Genomic DNA, 17,394 nt, shown 5'->3' with positions numbered 1-17,394 from the left:
GTGTTGTGGATTAAAGGGTTGAATGTTTCGAAAAGGCGTTACATGCCGCTGTAGTTCGGCCCGCCGCCGCCCTCGGGCGTGACCCAGACGATGTTTTGCGTCGGGTCCTTGATGTCGCACGTCTTGCAGTGCACGCAGTTCTGCGCGTTGATCTGCAGCCGGTCGGTGTTATCGGCGTTTTTCACGTATTCATAGACGCCCGCCGGGCAGTAGCGGCTCTCGGGGCCGGCGAATCTGGCCAGGTTGATGGCGACCGGCACGCTTGCGTCCTTCAAGGTCAGGTGCGCCGGCTGGTGCTCCTCGTGGTTGGTGTTGCTGATGAACACCGAGGTCAGGCGGTCGAACGTCAGCTTGTTGTCCGGCTTGGGATACACGATGGGCTGGCACTCGGCAGCGGGTTTGAGCATCGCGTAATCGGGCTTGTGGCGGTGGATCGTCCACGGCGGGCTCTTGACGCCGATCCTGGGCAGCAGCCAGTGCTCCACGCCCGTCATCAAGGCGCCCACGTACAAGCCCTTCTTGAACCAGGCCTTGAAATTGCGCGACTGGTTCAGTTCTTGAGCCAGCCAGCTGGCTTCGTAGGCTGCGGGGTAGCTGCCCAGCTCGTCGTGCTGGCGCCCGGCCGTCACGGCTTCGTACGCCGCTTCAGCCGCCAGCATGCCGGTCTTGATCGCCGCATGGCTGCCCTTGATGCGCGCCGCGTTCAAATAGCCCGCCTCGCAGCCGATCAGCGCGCCGCCGGGAAACACGGTCTTGGGCAGGCTGAGCGCACCGCCGGCCGTCAGCGCCCGCGCGCCGTAGCCGATGCGCTTGCCGCCTTCGAGGTACTTGCGGATCGCCGGGTGCGTCTTCCAGCGCTGCATTTCCTCGAACGGGCTGAGGTAGGGATTGCTGTAGTCCAGCCCGGTGACAAAGCCCAGCGTGACCTGGTTGTTGTCCAGGTGGTAGAGAAAGCCGCCGCCGTAGGTGTCGCTCGTCATCGGCCAGCCGGCGGTGTGCACGACCAGGCCGGCCTGGTGCTTGGCGGGGTCGATTTCCCACAGCTCCTTGATGCCCAGCGCATAGGCCTGCGGGTCGCGGCCTTCGTCCAGCTTGAAGCGGCTGATCAACTGGCGGCCCAGGTGGCCGCGCGCGCCTTCGGCAAACACCGTGTACTTGCCCAGCAGCTCCATGCCCAATTGAAAGTTCTCGGTCGGCTCGCCGTCCTTGCCCACGCCGAGGTTGCCCGTGGCCACGCCCTTGACCGAGCCATCGTCGTTGTACAGCACTTCGGCGGCGGCAAAGCCGGGAAAGATCTCCACGCCCAGGCTTTCGGCCTGAGTCGCCAGCCAGCGCGTGACGTTGCCCAGGCTGATGACGAAGTTGCCGTCGTTGTGAAAGCAGTCAGGCACGAAAAACGCCGGCGTTTTGGTCGCGCCGGTTTCACTCAGGAACAGCACCTCGTCGGCGGTGACCGGCTGCGTCAAAGGCGCGCCGAGCGCCTTCCAGTCGGGGATCAGCTCGGTGAGCGCCCGGGGGTCCATGACCGCGCCCGAGAGGATGTGCGCGCCGGGCTCGGAGCCTTTTTCGAGCACGACCACCGACAGCTCGGTGCCGTGCTCGGCGGCGAGCTGCTTGAGGCGAATGGCTGCCGACAGCCCGCCCGGGCCGCCGCCGACCACGACCACGTCGTAGTCCATTGCTTCTCGGGGGCCGAACTGGGACAGGATGTCTGCTGGAGTCATGATTTTTAGGTAAAAAGTGCCTGTTGCGCACGCCAGTCGTGCGCAAGCAGCTATGAATTCAGGAGCAGATGCCGGCCTGGTGCCGGCGGCTTCAGAGCCTTGGGCCGGGCGCCGTTCATTCCATGGCGGACGCCGAGCGCATCTGCTCGCGGAGAACGAACTTCTGGATCTTCCCGGTCGAGGTTTTCGGCAGCGTGCCGAACAGCACCTGCTTGGGCACCTTGAAGCGCGCCAGCTGCGCGCGGCAATGCTCAATGATCTCGGCCTCGGTCACGCTGGCGCCCTCGCACAGTTCGATGTAGGCGCAAGGCACCTCACCCCATTTGTCGTCGGGCTTGGCGACCACGGCAGCGACCATCACGGCCGGATGCCGGTACAGCACTTCCTCGACTTCCAGGCTGGAGATGTTTTCGCCGCCGGAGATGATCACGTCCTTGCTGCGGTCCTTGATCTTGACGTAGCCGTCCGGATGAACCACCGCCAGGTCGCCGGTGTGGAACCAGCCGCCCGCAAAGGCTTCGGCTGTGGCTTGCGGATTTTTCAGGTAGCCCTTCATCACCAGGTTGCCCCGGAAGAAAATCTCGCCCATGGTGGTGCCGTCGGCGGGCACCGGCTGCATGGTTTCCGGGTTCAGCACGGCAATGGCCTGCTGCATCGGGTAGGCCACGCCCTGGCGCGCATTGAGCGCGGCGCGCTCGCCAATCGGCAGCTGGTCCCAGCCGGCCTGCTTGGCGCAAACGGCCGCCGGGCCATACACCTCGGTCAGGCCATAGACATGGGTGATGTCAATGCCGATGCGCTCGCAGCCTTCGATAATCGCGGCCGGCGGCGCGGCGCCGGCAATCAGGCCGGCAATCGGGTGCGAAATACCGGCGCGCAGAACCTGCGGGGCATTGATCAGGAGGCCGTAGACAATCGGCGCGCCGCACAGGTGCGTGACGCGGTGCTCGCGGACCAGCGAGAAGATCAGCGCCGGATCGATCTTGCGCAGGCAGACGCTGACGCCCGCCTGCAGCGCCAGCGTCCAGGGAAAGCACCAGCCGTTGCAGTGGAACATCGGCAGCGTCCACAGGTAGACCGAATGGCGCGGCATTTCCCAGGTCACCACGTTGGACACCGCGTTCAGGTAGGCGCCCCGGTGGTGCGTGACCACGCCCTTGGGGTTGCCGGTGGTGCCGCTGGTGTAGTTCAGCGCAATCGCGTTCCATTCGTCCGACGGCAGCGACCATTCGTAGGCCTCGTCGCCGGTCTGCAGGAACGCCTCGTAGTCCATCTCGCCCAGCAGCATGCCGCCTTCGTGCATCGGGTCATCGACGTCGATGACCAGCGGGCGGGGCTGCTTCATCAAAGCCAGCGCCCGCTCGATCAGGGGCGAGAACTCGCGGTCGGTGATCAGCACTTTGGCCTCGCCGTGGTCGAGCATGAAGGCCAGGGCTTCGGCATCAAGCCGGGTGTTCAGGGTGTTGAGCACCGCCCCTAGCATGGGAACGCCGAAATGCGCCTCGAACATGGGCGGCGTGTTCGGCAGCATGGCCGCGACGGTGTCGCCCACGCCGACGCCGCGCAGCGCCAGTGCGCTGGCCAGGCGGCGGCACCGTGCATACGTCTGCGCCCAGGTAAAACACGTGTCGCCGTGAATCAGTGATTCGCGGTCGGGATAGACGCGTGCCGAGCGCTCCAGGAAACTGATGGGGGACAGCGCGCTGTAGTTCGCGCTGTTGCGGTCGAGTCCGTGGTTATAGGCGGTCGTGGGCATGTCGGCAGTCTCCTGGTTTTGGTTCTGGCCTCAGGCTTGAAGGCCTGGGAAGTCATTGACAGGTTGAATGATGGCAGGCGAGTGTTGCGCAATTTCGGGGCAAATGTATCGAATGATTGCCGCCTTCCGGCCAGCGCGGCAGCGCCCTAGAATGGGCCAATCTGCCGGAGCCCGCCTTTCATGCCCTCACACATTTCCCCCGATCCCCAGCAAATCCACTACCGGCACGAGTTGCTCCAGGCCGGGCTTGACCGGCTTGACCAGGGGCTGACGGTGATCGATGGCAACCTGCGCATCGTCGCCTGGAACAAAGCCTTCTTGCGCCTGCTCGATTTCCCCGAGGACATGGCGTTTGTTGGCGCCACCTTCGAGTCCTTCATGCGCTACAACGCCGAACGCGGCGAATATGGGCCGGGCGATGTGGAGGAACTGGTGGCCGAGCGCATGCGCCTGGCGCGGCATTTCACCCCGCACTACACCGAGCGCGACCGGCCCGACGGGCAGATCCTGGCGGTGCGCGGCGAGCCCCTGCCGCACAACGGCTTTGTCACGCTGTACACCGACATCACCGCCAGCCGGCGCCATGAGCAGCAGATCGAGCAGCAAAACGTCGAACTCGAGCGCCGGGTGGCCGAGCGCACGCATGAACTGCAGGCGACCAACCGGCGCCTGATCGTCGCCGACGACGCCAACCAGCGCATCACCGAGGCCCTGCGCCGCAGCGAGGAAAACCTGCGCCTGATCACCGACACCGTGCCGGCGCTGATCGGCTATTTTGATCACCAGGAAATCTACCGCTATGCCAACAAGGGCTACGCCGACTGGTTCGGCACGGTCCGCGAGGGCGTGGTGGGCCGCGCCATCCGCGATGTGGTGGGGGGCGAGGTCTACACCGATATTTCGCGCCATGTGCGCCTGGCGCTCAAGGGCGAGCGCGTCAGCTACGAATACGCCATGCGCCGCCCCGGCGGACGGCTGGTGTATGCGCGCAGCGAACTGGTGCCCGAACTCGACGCCCACGGCCGGGTGGCCGGCTGCTTCGTGCTGTCGGTCAACATCACCGACCTGAAGAACACCCAGGCGGCGCTGGTGCATGCGCAGAAAATGGAAGCCGTCGGGCAGCTCACCGGCGGGCTGGCGCACGACTTCAACAACCTGCTGACAGTCGTGATTGGCAACCTGGTCACCCTGCAGGACCGCTATCCCAACGATCCGGACATTGGCGAATACGTGGCGCCAGCGCTCAAGGCCTCGCGCCGGGGCGCCTCGCTGATCAAGCGGCTGCTGACCTTTGCGCGCAAGCAGCCGTTGTCGCTGCGTTCGGTGAACATGGCCGACACGGTGAACGAAACGCTGCTGCTGCTCAAGCGCACCCTGCCGGCCTCTATCACGGTGACGGCCTCGCCGGTGGACGAGCCGGTCCATGCGATGACCGACGCCCAGCAGCTTGAAAACGCCCTGCTCAACCTGGCGCTGAATGCGCGCGACGCCATGCCCGAGGGCGGCCAGCTGACGATCAAGGCCGCGCGCACGGTCTTGGGCGCGGCGCAGGCGGCCGATTTCGACGTGGCGCCGGGCTGCTACGTGGCGCTGAGCGTGTCCGACACCGGCATCGGCATGGACGCGGCCACGCAGGCGCGCGCCTCCGAGCCTTTTTTCACCACCAAGCGCTTCGGCGCGGGAAGCGGCCTGGGGCTGTCGATGGTGTATGGCTTTGCCAAGCAGTCGGGCGGCGGCATCTGCATCCAGAGCGCGCTGGGCGAAGGCTGCGTGGTCACGCTGGTGCTGCCATGCACCGACGACGAAGCGCTGGAAGCCGAAACGCTGCCCGGCCCGCAGAAGCTGGCTGGCCGGCACGGCGCGCAGCGCCCGCTGGTGCTGCTGGTCGAGGACGACCCCGACGTGCGCCGGGTGATCCGGCTGCAGCTGGTCGGCCTGGGCTATCCGGTGATCGAGGCCGACCATGCGGCCGATGCCCTGCAGCTGCTGGCCAGCGTGCCGACCGTGGGCATCCTGGTGTCCGACCTGGTGATGCCTGGCGGCATGGATGGCCAGGCGCTGTGCAGCGCTGCCAGCCAGCGCGCGCCGCATGTGAAGGCCCTGCTGATCAGCGGCTACGCCGACGGTGATGCCGCACCCGGCGGCGCGCCCACCGGGGTTTCGCTGCTGAAAAAGCCGTTCACCGCCACCGAACTGCAGCAGGCGCTTGACCGCCTGGGCGCATGACGGCCGGCATGTTTCGCCAGCCGGAGGGGCCGCGCTGCATCTACCTGCTCGACGACGACCCCGACATCTGCCGGCTGGTCGGCAGCACGCTGCGCGAGTTCGGTTTCGAGACCGTCGAATGCCACACCGCCGCCGAACTGCACCGCCTGTTGCTGGTGCGGGTGCCCGACCTGTGCATTGTTGACCTGGGCCTGCCCGATGCCGACGGCATGGATGTGGTGCGCGAACTGCAGGCGCGCCATGCCTGCGGCGTGATGGTGCTGACCGGGCGCGGCTACCTCAGCGACCGGGTCATGGGGCTGGAGCTGGGCGCCGACGACTATGTGGTCAAGCCTTTTGAGCCGCGAGAACTGGTGGCCCGCGTGCGCAGCATCCTGCGGCGCCGGGACAAGGCGCCCGGCGCTCAAACGCAAGCGCCAGTGCGTTCGCAGCTGGCCGAGTTTGGCGGCTGGCGGTTTCGGGCCGACTCGAACCTGCTGACGTCGCCGGGCGGCGAGGAATGGACGCTCAGCGCCGGCGAGTCGCGCATGCTGCTGCAATTTTTGCTGCGGCCCAACCGCATCCTGGACCGCGAGCAGCTGTGCGGCGACCGTGACCTGTCGGCACTCGACCGCAGCGTCGATGTGCGGGTTTCCCGGCTGCGGCGCAAGCTCGAATCCGACGCTCAGCATCCCACGACCATTCGCACGGTCTACGGCGCGGGCTACCTGCTGGCGGCCGAGGTGACGTGGCTGTAGGGAAGAGGCCGGCATTTTCGCCCGGATTCCATTTCCGAGCGCACCTGTTTTAGCCAGAAATAAATTTGTATATCAAACAGGCCTAGTGCGCTTTACAGGCGGGCATTGAAAGCTATGAATTCAGTAGCAAAAATCTGTCAGGCGGCGCTGGAGCTTCCAGCCATCAGGCGAACCATCGGCTGTCCGGCCGCATTGGCGCCAGCTGCCGCACCTTGAGCAGGTGACGCGTGGCCGGGCCAGCACCAGGTGCAGGCTGACTTTCTCACAGCGCTTGCTTGTAGGAAATAACTCACGCGGTTTTGCGCCAAACGCCTGTTTTCTAGATGGCTCGGCCTTATTAGCCTGTGAGTTTCATCAACTTGGAAAAGGATTTCGTCATGAACAAGGATCAAGTCAAGGGCGCCGTGAAGGATGCTGCAGGCAAGGTACAGTCCAAGGCAGGCGAGATGACCGGCAACACCAGCCAGCAGGCCAAGGGCATGGCCAGGCAAGCCGAAGGCAAGACCCAGAAGAAAGTGGGCGACGCCAAGGAAGTCATGAAAGACAAGATCGACAAGGCCTGATCGAGCTTTCACGCCATGCCCAAAAAAGGCCGGTTGATCAACCGGCCTTTTTGTGTTTTTTTTCTGGCGAATGGCGTCGATCAGGCTCCCGGAGCGCTGAAGAACGCCAGCGCCGTGGCGAGTTCATCCTGGGTAACTCCCGGCGCGGTTTCCAGCATGTCCTGCATCTTGGCCAGCGCGGCCGATCCTTCTTTTTGCAGCGCTGAAATGGCGAGCGCCGCCGCTTTGGGCGCCTCAAACCCACAGCTTTGCAGCAGCAGCCGCGCATCCGCGTCGAGCAGCTTGAAGTAAAAATTGCCGTCTTTTTCGCGGTATTGCTTGAAAGCCGGAGCGGCTGCTTTGGCCGCCTTGCTTTTGGCGGCCACCGGAGCGTTTGACGCCAGGTTGCGCAGGCCGACTGCGCGCCGCAATTCGCCCATGAACGGCGTGGCCACCGCGCGCGCTTTTTCCGCGCCGGCCTGCAGCAGCTTCTCGATGTCCTGCGGATTTTCGATCAGCGCCTGGTAATGCTCGCGCATCGGCGCGACTTCCTGGTCGATGCGCTCAAACAGCATCTGCTTGGCGTCGCCCCAGCCGATGCCGTCGGCGTAGGCCTGGCGCAGACCAGCGGTTTCGCTTTCGCTGGCAAAGGCCTGGTAGATCTGGAAGAGCGCAGAGCCTTCGGTGTCCTTGGCTTCGCCGGGCGCGCGCGAGTCGGTGACGATGCCGGCAATCAGCTTGCGCAGTTGGTCGCGCGGTGTGAACAGCGGAATCGTGTTGTCGTAGCTCTTGCTCATCTTGCGGCCGTCCAGGCCGGGCAGCAGGGCGACGGATTCTTCAATCGCTGCTTCGGGCAGCACCAGATGCTCGCCGTACAGGTGGTTGAAGCGCTGGGCCATGTCGCGCGCCATTTCGATGTGCTGGATCTGGTCGCGCCCGACCGGCACCTTGTGCGCCTTGAACATCAAAATGTCGGCACCCATGAGCACCGGGTACATGAAGAGGCCAGCCGTCACATCGGCATCCGGGTCGTTGCCGGCGGCTTCGTTTTTATCGACGGAAGCCTTGTAGGCATGGGCGCGATTGAGCACGCCCTTGCCGGTCACGCAGGTCAGCAGCCAGGTGAGTTCGGGGATTTCGGGGATGTCGGACTGGCGGTAGAACATGACGCGCTCCGGGTCCAGCCCGGCGGCCAGCCAGCTGGCTGCGATTTCGAGCGTCGAGCGCTGGATGCGCGCCGGGTCGTCGCACTTGATCAGCGCGTGGTAGTCGGCCAGGAAATAAAAGCTCTGCACGCCGGGAAGGCGGCTGGCCGCCACCGAGGGGCGGATCGAGCCGACGAAGTTGCCCAGGTGCGGCGTTCCGGTGGTGGTGATGCCGGTCAGGAAGCGCTGTAGCGGTGCGGAAGAAGTGGAGTTCATGCGGAAAATGAAGGTGAAAAATCAGACCAGCAGGGCACGCAGCGGAGAGATCAGCGTGTTGATCAGGCCGTAGCCCAGGGTCATGAGCGGGCGCAGCCAAAGGGCGCCAACTACGCCGGCCAGCACCAGGCCCATCACAATGAAAAAGCCCCACGGTTCAATGCGCGACACCATCTGCGCCTGCTTCCATGGCAACAGGCCGACCAGGATGCGGCCGCCATCGAGCGGCGGCAGCGGGAACAGGTTGAAGGCCCACATCACCAGGTTGACCAAAATGCCGGCCTGCGCCATCTTGAGGAAAAAGGGCTCTTCGATGCCCGTGGCCGCCAGCACCACCAGCATCAAGGCCCAGAAAATGGCCTGCGCAAAGTTCGATGCCGGCCCAGCCAGCGCCACCCAGACCATGTCGCGCTTGGGGTTGCGCAGGGCGCCGAAGTTGACCGGAACCGGCTTGGCATAGCCGAATAAAAAAGCGCCCGAGGTGGCGAAGTACAGCATCAGCGGCATCAGGATCGTGCCAATCGGGTCGATGTGCTTGAGCGGGTTCAGCGTCATGCGGCCCTGCAGGTAGGCGGTGTTGTCGCCAAAATGACGGGCCGCGTAGCCGTGGGCTGCTTCATGGATCGTGATGGCGAAGAGCACGGGAAGTGCGTAAAGGGTGACGGTTTGAATCAGGTTGGCAATGTCCATGGCTTGGATTGTCTCAGACGCGCCGGTGGCAGCGCCTCACAGCCCGAGCAGCGCCAGTTCGCCCCGGCCTTGCCGGATCACCACCGGGTCGTTGCCATCGGCCATGGGCGTCAGGTCGACCACGGTGGTGGCGTCCTTGTGGCAGGCGCCAGCGTCAATGATGGCGGCGAGTTCGCGCTCCAGCGGCCCGGTGATGTCCTGCGCATCGCTGATGGATTCGGTCTCGCCGCGCGGAATCAAGGTGGTGGCCAGCAGCGGGCCGCCATGCAGTTCAAGCAGGGCTTGCAGGGCCTTGTGGTCGGGCACGCGCAGGCCGATGGTCTTGCGCGACGGATGGCTCAGGCGGCGCGGCACTTCCTTGCTCGCTTCCAGGATGAAGGTGTAAGGGCCGGGGGTGGCGCCCTTGAGCAGGCGGAACTGCTTGTTGTCCACCCGCGCGTAGTTGGACAGCTCGCTCAGGTCGCGGCACAGCAGCGTGAGGTGATGCTTGTCATCGACCCCGCGAATGCGGCGCAGGTTGTCGGACGCCGCCTTGTCGTCGAGCTGGCAGACCAGCGCATAGCTCGAATCGGTCGGCACGGCCGCAATGCCGCCGCGCTGGATCAGGGCGACGGCCTGCTGGAGCAGGCGCGCCGGTGGGTTGTCAGGATGAACTTCGAATAACTGGGCCATGGCATATCTTTCAGAATTCAGTGGCTTGAACGAGGATACGGTTTTCGCGCACGGCAAGCCAGACCATGGCCGTCACCAGAAACCCCATCCCTGCCAGCGTGTCTGGAGCCGTTCTGGCCGAGCCGCTCATGCCTGGATGCGGTCGGCCAGCAGCTCCCACACCGGCGTCAGATCGCCCGGCAGGAAGGGCAGGGCGCCCAGGTCGGTATGGCTTTCATCGGGGCTGTGAAAGTCGCTGCCGCGCGAGGCAGCCAGGCCGAATTCCTTGGCGGTTTCGGCATATTTCACGAATTCCAGCTTGGTATGGCTGCCAGTCACGACTTCGACGCCGCGCCCGCCATGGGCTTTGAATTCGGTGAACAGCGCGTATTCGGCATTGGCCGAAAAGTTGTAGCGGCCCGGATGCGCAATCACTGCGATGCCTTGCGCCTGCGTGATCCAGGTGACGGCGTCCTTCAGGGAGGCCCAGCGGTGCGGCACGTAGCCGGGCTTGCCTTCGGTCAGGTACTTGCGAAAGACTTCACTGGTTTCCTTGCAGACGCCGGATTCCACCAGATGGCGGGCAAAGTGGGTGCGGGAAATCAGTTCGGGGTTGCCGACGAACTTCAGCGCGCCTTCAAAGGCACCATGAATGCCGACCTTGGCCAGAGAGTCCGACATTTCCTTTGCCCGCTGCTCGCGGCCGTTGCGCGTGTTGTGCAGGCCTTGCTTCAGGTTGATGTCGTCCGGGTCGAAGCCCAGGCCGACGATGTGAACGGTTTCGCCGGCAAAGGTCACGGAAATCTCAGTGCCGGTCAGGTAGGCCATGCCTTGCGCCTTGGCAGCGGCTGCAGCCCGGTGCTGGCCGCCAATTTCGTCATGGTCGGTCAGCGCCCACAACTCGACGCCGTTGGTTTTGGCGCGCTCCGCGAGTGCTTCGGGTGTCAAGGTGCCGTCGGACACGATGGAGTGGCAATGCAGATCGGCGTTCAGGATATTTTGAGGTTTCACGGAAAGATTTTAGGCTTTCCGGCACGCTGGCGCCCGGGCCCACGCTATGCCCCCGTGGCGGGGCGAAAAGCTCAGGTCCGGTTTTTCATCGCGCAGGTGTTCCAGCCAAAGAGTGCATAAGGCGGGCACCAGCCGATGAGGCCGGTCGCCAGCGGCACCACGCCCAGCCAGCCCCACACACCGATGGTGCCGGTCACGCTCAGGCCGATCAGCACCAGGCCGATGGCGATGCGAAGGATGCGGTCAATGCCGCCGACATTGGATTTCATGGCTGTTTCCCCTGAAGTGAAGTGGTTGATAGCTTGATTGGACACCTTGCCCCTCGCCCGGTCTGTGACCTGGGTCACGCAGCCCGCGTGCTGGCGCGCGCTTGGCTCAGGCGGGCAGGCCGGCGGCCACGGCGCGCAGCGCGGCGCTGTCCAGGATGTGGATGCGCTCGCGCGCCAGTTCCAGCCAGCCTTCGCGCTCGAAGCGGCGCAGCAGCCGCGAGACGATTTCGCGCACCGTGCCCAGTTCGTCGGCCAGCGCCTGATGCGTCAGCGCCAGATTCGGCCCCCGGCCCAGCAGCGCGGCGGCCAGCCGCTGGTCCAGCCGTTGAAACGCCACCGCGTCGATCAACCCGGTCAAATCGGCCATGCGTTCGGCGAACAGGCCCAGCACCTCGTTGCGAAAGGCCGGCGTTTCCAGCCAGCGGTTGAACACGTCCGGCGGAATCAAGAGCAAGGTGCTGGCCCGGGTCGTCACGCCATGCGCCGACAGCGGCTGCACGCGAAACAGACAAGCTGACGACACCAGGCACAACTCGCCCGGCACCACCCGGTACAACTCCAGCGAACGGCCATCGCCCGAACTGCGCGAGACCTTGATCTCGCCATCAAGCACCAGCGGAAAGCCCTGGCAGGGGGTGTTTTCAGTGAACAAGACCGTGCCGGCTGGCACGCTGACGGGTGCGATGGCTGGATGCAGGTCGGCCAGCGAAGGTTGCACCTGCGCCAGGGCGGGGTAGAGCGTGGCGGGGGCGGGCAGGGCGGGCGCTGGCGTCATGGGCGAGTCCGGTGAAACTGAGGGTGGAACGCCTCATGATATGTGGCGACGCCTTTGATCAGCGCGCAGCGCCATGCGCTGTTACCGCCAATGAGTGAAGTTGCGAAAATTTTAAGGAAAATAAGGCTCTAGCGCTCGCTGGATATGCATAACCAGCTATTAAATTAGTAGCGATTTAGGGGCTGAAGCGGCGCGTGGCCACCGAATGCACGACCCGCAAGCCGCAGCGCCGAATGTGCTGGAGGTCACATAATGTTTCACCAACTGCTGTATCGGTTGCAAATGGCGCCCGGATGCTGTCACGTCCTGCAATGCCGTCCTCACCGCCCAAAAGCAAGAAAGAACCTTTGATGACCGACAAAGAACGCAATGCGCTGATTCCTTTACCGTCTGGCGGGCTGGAGAACATCGGCAGCGGCCAGAAAAGCATCTTGTCCGGCTTATTGCCAGCGCACCCGGTTAAACACGGTGTTTGGGCGATGTGCTTTTTGCCGATGGAGCCCGTTGGGCGGGGCGCTCTGTCAAACAGCCCGTCACGTACTTGTGCAGCACGCTGGCAATGAGCGTTTGATAGGGGATGCCTTCTTCCAGCGCTTTGACCTGAATGTCGGAAAGGTCTCCCGACGACAGCCGGATGTTGACCCGGCGGTCCTTCAGGGCGGTGGCTCCGGCGGCCGCCTTGAATTTGGCCAACTCGCTTTTGCTGGCGATGGATTTCAGTTCGCCTTGCTCAAAGGCTTGAAGAAGTTCGCTCTCTTCGTGATCAATTTGGTTGGGCATCGTCGGCTCCTTGGTTCGAGTAGTCGCTGCTTGCCTTGCAGCCGGGATGACGGCTTTGAGAAAGAAATAGTCGCCCTCCTCGACGAACGGAACCATTTTGTCATCTATTCCAAGCGTGTAACGTGGGGCGGATTTTCTTTAGCGCGACACATTGCGCGACATAATAGTGTCACGCAATGTGTCGCGCTTTCCGTCAGGCGCGACAAAGCGCGACAAATCCACGCCCTGCAGGAGACACCGATGACGCAGACTGAAAACCTTGCCCTGATTGAATCGCTTATTGCTGAACGGCCGCAAGGTATCGGAATTGCCGAACTGCACAGCATCCTGGCGCAGCGCACGGGGGTGGCTGTGCAGCGGCGAACGCTTCAGCGTCGCCTGGAGCGCCTGCTCAAAGACCGGCGCATCGTCGCCGAAGGCCAGAGCATTGCCGTGGTTTACAAATCGGCCTTGCCGGGCGCTGCTGTCAGCGTTGCAGAAGCAGAACTCTACGTGCCGGTTTCCCCCGAGGGCGCGGCGATTCGTGAGCGGGTGCGCTTGCCGCTGATGCACCGCCGCCCGGTGGGCTATCAGCGCGAATTCCTCGAAGCTTACGTGCCGGGCGTCACCTTCTACCTGCCTGAATCCCTGCGCGCCCAACTCCACGAGATGGGCCGCACGCCGGTTGGCGGGCGGGCGGCCGGCACTTATGCGCGGGACATCATGAACCGCCTGCTGGTGGACCTGTCCTGGGCTTCTTCGCGCCTGGAGGGCAACACCTACAGCCGGCTGGACACGCAAAACCTGATCGAATTCGGCCAGGTCGCCAAGGGAAAGGACGCGCAGGAAACACAAATGATCCTGAACCACAAGGCGGCGATTGAAATGCTGATCGAGGACGCCGAGCAGGTGGGCTTTGATGCGTTCACCTTCCAGAACCTGCACGCTGTCCTGTCGCAAAACCTGCTGCGCGAGGAGGCCGCCTGTGGCCGCCTGCGCCGCAGGCCGGTGGAGATTTCCGGCACCGTGTTTCAGCCGCTGGCGATGCCGCAGGTGCTGGAAGACTGCTTTCGGATGCTGCTGCAAAAGGCCGACGCCATTCCTGATCCGTTTGAGCAGGCGTTTTTCCTGATGGTGCAACTGCCTTACCTGCAGCCGTTCGACGATGTGAACAAGCGCGTCTCGCGCATCGGCGCGAATATTCCGCTGATCAAGCACAACCTGTGTCCTTTGTCCTTCATTGATGTGCCGGAGCGCGCTTACGTGGAAGGCACGCTGGGCGTTTATGAACTGAACCGGGTGGAACTGCTGCAGGATGTGTTCGTCTGGGCTTACGAGCGCTCATGCCAGCGCTACCTGGCCATCACGCAAAGCATGGTCGAGCCTGACCCGCTGAAGATCAAGTACCGCGAGGCCTTGATCGAGGCGGTGCAGTCGGTGGTCAGGGGACTGCAGGCGCCGGATCCGGAAACGCTGGCGCAGCTGGCAGCCAAGCTGGCGTCAGCCGCAGACCAGCAGGCGTTTGCCCAACTGCTCACTGACGCGCTCAGGCAGTTGCACGAAGGCAGCGTGGTGCGCTGGCGGCTCAAGCGTTCGGAATTTCTGGCGTGGCAGGCGCGCAGGCTGATTTTACCAAATTCTTAAGGAAAATAAGCCTCTAGCGCATGTTGGACGTGCGCAAGCAGCTATCAAAAACATAGTAAAAAATTGGATGATTTGCCCACGGCGGCGCAGGGGCCATGGGTCATAATTCAATTTTTCCTCCATTAAAAACCAGGGAGTTGGCGGCGCATGAATCACTTCATCATCGGGCTGGGCGGTACGGGGGGCAAGATCATCCGGGCGCTGCGCAAGAGCTTGTACCAGGAATTCCACGGCAGCCCGATTCCTGATGTCGGCATTGGCTACCTGTATGTCGATTCGTCCAGCGAAATGATGGCCATGGACGACCCGAGCTGGAAAACGCTGGGCACGTCGGTGCAGCTGCCCAAGGCCAGCCAGTTGCTCATCACCGACGCCAATCTGACCTCGCGGCTCGACAACCTCGAGAGCTATCCCGGCCTCAAGCACTGGCTGGGCAGCCCCGAGGCTTGGCGCGACATCTTGAACAGCATCGTCGGCGCCACGCTGGGCGGGCAAAAGCGCCGGCTGGGGCGCTTTTTGTTTGCCTGCAAGGCGGGCAACTACCGCGAACAGGTGCAGACGCAGGTCAAGCTGCTGCAGCAAAGCGGCGAGACCGACGTGACCTTTCACATCGTGCTCGGGCTGGCCGGCGGCACCGGCAGCGGCAGCGTGATCGACGCGGTGGCGCAGTTGCGCGATTTGTACCCCGACTCCAAGCGCTTTCGCATCCTGGTCTATGCGCTGCTGCCCGACGCCTACCCGCACCCGAACTGGGACACGGGTAATTACCACGCCAACGGCTTTGCCGCGCTGGCCGAACTCAACGCGATGTCGGTCGGCAGCTACCGGCCCTACGACGTGACCGGCGTGAAGGAACGGCTCACGCTGAACGACCCGTTCAACGGCTGCTTCGTTTTCAGCAACGAGAACGAAAACGGGCTGACGGTCGATGTGGACAAGGATCTGCCGGGCATCGTCGCCGACTTTTTGTACCAGAAGATCGTCGCCGTCCACAACGTCAACTGGGCGTCGCTGGGCCGCATGGAAAACGCCGAAAACGGCGACGGCTCGCCCGAGACCGCGCCTCAAGGCCGCATGCCTGAACGCTCCAAGCGCTTCTTGACCTTCGGCATCAAGCGCCTCGCGATTCCGGAAGAGGAAATCAGCGAATACCTGACCTACAGCTTTGCCCGGCAGGCAGCGCTGCAGCTGCGCTTCAACCACTGGCAGCCGTCGTCAGGCTTCATCGACGAGCCGCGCAAGCAGGACTTTCACGAGTTCGTGCAGCAAAAGGAAACGCAGCAGCGCTGGCTGCTCTCGGACGACCACCTGACGCTGGCGCTGGGCATTTTGCCCGAAGACGCGGCCAACAAGCGCTGGAAATCCTTCACCGGCGAGTGGGAGGCGGTGATTCCGAACTTCAAGTCGCTGGTGCGCGAGCGCGACCGCGCCACCTGGCTCGACGAGCTGACCAAGCTGTGCGAAAAGCGCTTTCAGGAGGACTACCGCACGCTGGGCGTTCCCGGCTTTTACCGCACCAAGCTGAAAGCTAGAAAAGACATGGCGCGCGAGATTCGCTCGCGCATCGAGCAGGAACTGGTCAACGAATGGAAAGTCGGCGCCAAGTCAGCCTGGGATGTGTCGCGCCTGCTGATTGCGCTGATCGAGACGCTGGACGAGCGCCTCAAGGCCTGCGACGAGAACGTGGTGCGCGCGCGCAACGCGGAAGAGCAAGCCCAGTCGCGCGTGCTGGGCAACCTGCAGAAATGGTCGGGCATGAGTTTGCTGTCCAAGCACTTGCTGGGAACGCCCGACAGCTTGTTAGACGCGCAGGGCGTGCATCTGCAGGAAATGTATGTGTACCGCACGCGCGCCGAGGGCTGGGGCTTTGCCAAGGCGCTGCTGATGGAGGTGATTGCCGAGATCACGGATTTGAAGGGCGAGGTGGACCGCGTCGCCAACACCTTGCAGCAGGCATTGAAAAAGTTCGAGACCGGCATCCAGGCGCGGCTCAACGACGCCGGCTCGGGGGACCTGCGCCAGCATCTGATCCGCTTTTACGACCCGCTGCAGGTCAAGGCCGTCAGCCGCCGGCTGGTGCTCGACGAGGCCGAGCAAAAGACGCAGACCGGCCGGGTGCGCGCCGCGCTGGTCGAGAAAATCGGCCCCGACGGCGGCTTTGCGCAGTTCAACCAGCGCGTGCCGGAATCGACCTTTCTCGATGTGCTGGAAACGGTGTGTGAGGACAACGCGCGCATCGCGCACCAGAACCTGGTGCAAAACCCCAAGGAGCGGCTGTTGGGCATGTCGATCATCGACAAGCTGCGCGACCGCTACGGCGCCGACCCGCAGGAGCTGAAAAGCTATGTCAGCGACCTGGTCAGCCGCGCTGGCAACTTCATGGCGCTGGAGCCGCTGGAAATCCACCGCGCCGCGCCGGGCATTCCGGTCGGCGTGCCGACGGCCATCAGCAAGTTCACCGTCATCCTGCCCCGGGCGCCGGAGCAGGTGGAGTTTTCCAAAGTGCTCAAGGACGCGCTGCGCGAAGCCCGGACCGGCGATGTGGAAATCATCGAGTCCGATGGCCGGCCGAATGAGATCACGCTGGTGTCTATCACCAATTTGCTGCCGCTGCGTTATCTGAAACCGCTCAAGTTCCTGGAAGAAAAATACCGCCGCCGCATCGATACCGGCGGCGCGCGCGCCCGGCTGGAACTGCACACCGAAGGCGACGGCAGCACCTGGCCGCGTCTGTTCGTGGCTTCGAGCGCCGAGGTCCGGGTGCAGGCGCTTCCCTTTTTGCTGCTGGCCAAGGCGCTGGGCCTGATCCACGAAGGCAAGAATCCGGCGACCGGCGCGGACGAGGTGCTGCTGCTGACCAAGGACGCCGACGGCTTCGACAACGACCCGGTGGCGCTGGGCAAGAGCTTTGAGGGCAGCGCCGACGGCATCGACCTGGACACGCTGCACAGCATCAAGTCGGTATGCAGCGCCATGCTGGCGGGTGCCGCCTACGCGCACCAGGACCGGCGCGGCGAGGTGCAGCGGGCCATCCTGGCCGAAGTCGAGGCGGTCAAGGCGGCGCGTGGCGGCAACATCCAAGACGAAACCTACCGCCGTTTCCTCGACGCCGGGCGGCGCGCCGTGGCGATCCTCAAGGGCGAAGCGGCCTGACCCGCTGCTTGCTTGCAGTCTTTAAAACAACAAAAG

General features: G+C 63.8%; 15 protein-coding genes. 5 read left to right on the top strand and 10 right to left on the bottom strand.

What is annotated here, in order from left to right:
- Nucleotides 1-38: 38 nt before the first annotated feature.
- Nucleotides 39-1,724: an electron transfer flavoprotein-ubiquinone oxidoreductase gene (locus ACP7AD_RS04675; protein WP_426145947.1), complete on the bottom strand. Its 1,686-nt coding sequence runs from the start codon at nucleotides 1,722-1,724 to the stop codon at nucleotides 39-41.
- Nucleotides 1,725-1,839: 115 nt separating this feature from the next.
- On the bottom strand, nucleotides 1,840-3,480 hold the full coding sequence (locus ACP7AD_RS04670; RefSeq protein ID WP_426145946.1) for an acyl-CoA synthetase: 1,641 nt from the start codon (nucleotides 3,478-3,480) through the stop codon (nucleotides 1,840-1,842).
- Nucleotides 3,481-3,660: 180 nt separating this feature from the next.
- Here ACP7AD_RS04670 and ACP7AD_RS04665 point away from each other — a divergent pair, with 180 nt between their 5' ends.
- From ACP7AD_RS04665 to ACP7AD_RS04655, 3 genes are all read left to right on the top strand, one after another.
- Nucleotides 3,661-5,706, top strand: a complete 2,046-nt coding sequence (locus ACP7AD_RS04665; RefSeq protein ID WP_426145945.1) for a PAS-domain containing protein — start codon at nucleotides 3,661-3,663, stop codon at nucleotides 5,704-5,706.
- 8 nt (nucleotides 5,707-5,714) lie between these two features.
- The gene (locus tag ACP7AD_RS04660) at nucleotides 5,715-6,443 is read left to right on the top strand and encodes a response regulator transcription factor (RefSeq protein ID WP_426166011.1); all 729 of its coding nucleotides are present in this window, start codon (nucleotides 5,715-5,717) and stop codon (nucleotides 6,441-6,443) included.
- A gap of 377 nt (nucleotides 6,444-6,820) precedes the next feature.
- Nucleotides 6,821-7,006 (top strand): CsbD family protein, encoded by a 186-nt coding sequence (locus ACP7AD_RS04655; protein ID WP_426145942.1) that lies wholly within the window; start codon nucleotides 6,821-6,823, stop codon nucleotides 7,004-7,006.
- An 80-nt stretch (nucleotides 7,007-7,086) separates the two neighbouring features.
- Here the strand turns inward: ACP7AD_RS04655 and ACP7AD_RS04650 are convergent, their stop codons facing one another.
- The 8 genes from ACP7AD_RS04650 to ACP7AD_RS04615 all read right to left on the bottom strand — a co-directional run bounded on the left by ACP7AD_RS04650 (nucleotide 7,087) and on the right by ACP7AD_RS04615 (nucleotide 12,678).
- On the bottom strand, nucleotides 7,087-8,406 hold the full coding sequence (locus ACP7AD_RS04650; protein WP_426145940.1) for a tryptophan--tRNA ligase: 1,320 nt from the start codon (nucleotides 8,404-8,406) through the stop codon (nucleotides 7,087-7,089).
- A gap of 21 nt (nucleotides 8,407-8,427) precedes the next feature.
- Nucleotides 8,428-9,096 carry a site-2 protease family protein gene (locus ACP7AD_RS04645; protein WP_426145939.1) on the bottom strand — a complete coding sequence of 223 codons (669 nt, stop codon included), beginning with the start codon at nucleotides 9,094-9,096 and terminating at the stop codon, nucleotides 8,428-8,430.
- A 36-nt stretch (nucleotides 9,097-9,132) separates the two neighbouring features.
- Nucleotides 9,133-9,768: an L-threonylcarbamoyladenylate synthase gene (locus ACP7AD_RS04640; RefSeq protein ID WP_426145938.1), complete on the bottom strand. Its 636-nt coding sequence runs from the start codon at nucleotides 9,766-9,768 to the stop codon at nucleotides 9,133-9,135.
- Nucleotides 9,769-9,894: 126 nt separating this feature from the next.
- Nucleotides 9,895-10,758 carry a 3',5'-nucleoside bisphosphate phosphatase gene (locus ACP7AD_RS04635; RefSeq protein WP_426145936.1) on the bottom strand — a complete coding sequence of 288 codons (864 nt, stop codon included), beginning with the start codon at nucleotides 10,756-10,758 and terminating at the stop codon, nucleotides 9,895-9,897.
- Between the two features lie 71 nt (nucleotides 10,759-10,829).
- On the bottom strand, nucleotides 10,830-11,027 hold the full coding sequence (locus ACP7AD_RS04630; protein ID WP_426145934.1) for a YgaP family membrane protein: 198 nt from the start codon (nucleotides 11,025-11,027) through the stop codon (nucleotides 10,830-10,832).
- 106 nt (nucleotides 11,028-11,133) lie between these two features.
- The gene (locus ACP7AD_RS04625; protein ID WP_426145932.1) at nucleotides 11,134-11,802 is read right to left on the bottom strand and encodes a Crp/Fnr family transcriptional regulator; all 669 of its coding nucleotides are present in this window, start codon (nucleotides 11,800-11,802) and stop codon (nucleotides 11,134-11,136) included.
- A gap of 175 nt (nucleotides 11,803-11,977) precedes the next feature.
- Nucleotides 11,978-12,232 (bottom strand): hypothetical protein, encoded by a 255-nt coding sequence (locus tag ACP7AD_RS04620; protein ID WP_426145931.1) that lies wholly within the window; start codon nucleotides 12,230-12,232, stop codon nucleotides 11,978-11,980.
- A gap of 29 nt (nucleotides 12,233-12,261) precedes the next feature.
- On the bottom strand, nucleotides 12,262-12,678 hold the full coding sequence (locus ACP7AD_RS04615) for a hypothetical protein (RefSeq protein WP_426145930.1): 417 nt from the start codon (nucleotides 12,676-12,678) through the stop codon (nucleotides 12,262-12,264).
- Between the two features lie 144 nt (nucleotides 12,679-12,822).
- On the opposite strand from ACP7AD_RS04615, the gene ACP7AD_RS04610 reads away from it, so the two are divergent.
- Together ACP7AD_RS04610 and ACP7AD_RS04605 are read left to right on the top strand one after the other, a co-directional pair.
- Complete coding sequence (locus ACP7AD_RS04610; RefSeq protein WP_426145928.1) at nucleotides 12,823-14,205, top strand: Fic family protein; 1,383 nt, start codon at nucleotides 12,823-12,825, stop codon at nucleotides 14,203-14,205.
- Nucleotides 14,206-14,352: 147 nt separating this feature from the next.
- A complete protein-coding gene (locus tag ACP7AD_RS04605) occupies nucleotides 14,353-17,358 on the top strand; it encodes a tubulin-like doman-containing protein (protein ID WP_426145926.1) in 3,006 nt (1,001 codons plus the stop codon).
- Nucleotides 17,359-17,394 lie beyond the last annotated feature (36 nt).

Source organism: Polaromonas sp. DSP2-3-2b2, from assembly GCF_049895905.1.
Taxonomy (GTDB): Bacteria; Pseudomonadota; Gammaproteobacteria; order Burkholderiales; family Burkholderiaceae_C; genus Polaromonas.
The sequence above is the reverse complement of the archived record's forward strand: the minus strand, read 5'-3'. Positions and strand labels throughout refer to the sequence as shown.

What these genes read in the sequence shown, in the direction of transcription:
- ACP7AD_RS04675 (WP_426145947.1), bottom strand. Translation starts at nt 1,724, where the DNA reads ATGACTCCAGCAGACATCCTGTCCCAGTTCGGCCCCCGAGAAGCAATG.
- ACP7AD_RS04670 (WP_426145946.1), bottom strand. Translation starts at nt 3,480, where the DNA reads ATGCCCACGACCGCCTATAACCACGGACTCGACCGCAACAGCGCGAAC.
- ACP7AD_RS04665 (WP_426145945.1), top strand. Translation starts at nt 3,661, where the DNA reads ATGCCCTCACACATTTCCCCCGATCCCCAGCAAATCCACTACCGGCAC.
- ACP7AD_RS04660 (WP_426166011.1), top strand. Translation starts at nt 5,715, where the DNA reads ATGTTTCGCCAGCCGGAGGGGCCGCGCTGCATCTACCTGCTCGACGAC.
- ACP7AD_RS04655 (WP_426145942.1), top strand. Translation starts at nt 6,821, where the DNA reads ATGAACAAGGATCAAGTCAAGGGCGCCGTGAAGGATGCTGCAGGCAAG.
- ACP7AD_RS04650 (WP_426145940.1), bottom strand. Translation starts at nt 8,406, where the DNA reads ATGAACTCCACTTCTTCCGCACCGCTACAGCGCTTCCTGACCGGCATC.
- ACP7AD_RS04645 (WP_426145939.1), bottom strand. Translation starts at nt 9,096, where the DNA reads ATGGACATTGCCAACCTGATTCAAACCGTCACCCTTTACGCACTTCCC.
- ACP7AD_RS04640 (WP_426145938.1), bottom strand. Translation starts at nt 9,768, where the DNA reads ATGGCCCAGTTATTCGAAGTTCATCCTGACAACCCACCGGCGCGCCTG.
- ACP7AD_RS04630 (WP_426145934.1), bottom strand. Translation starts at nt 11,027, where the DNA reads ATGAAATCCAATGTCGGCGGCATTGACCGCATCCTTCGCATCGCCATC.
- ACP7AD_RS04625 (WP_426145932.1), bottom strand. Translation starts at nt 11,802, where the DNA reads ATGACGCCAGCGCCCGCCCTGCCCGCCCCCGCCACGCTCTACCCCGCC.
- ACP7AD_RS04620 (WP_426145931.1), bottom strand. Translation starts at nt 12,232, where the DNA reads ATGCTTTTCTGGCCGCTGCCGATGTTCTCCAGCCCGCCAGACGGTAAA.
- ACP7AD_RS04615 (WP_426145930.1), bottom strand. Translation starts at nt 12,678, where the DNA reads ATGGTTCCGTTCGTCGAGGAGGGCGACTATTTCTTTCTCAAAGCCGTC.
- ACP7AD_RS04610 (WP_426145928.1), top strand. Translation starts at nt 12,823, where the DNA reads ATGACGCAGACTGAAAACCTTGCCCTGATTGAATCGCTTATTGCTGAA.
- ACP7AD_RS04605 (WP_426145926.1), top strand. Translation starts at nt 14,353, where the DNA reads ATGAATCACTTCATCATCGGGCTGGGCGGTACGGGGGGCAAGATCATC.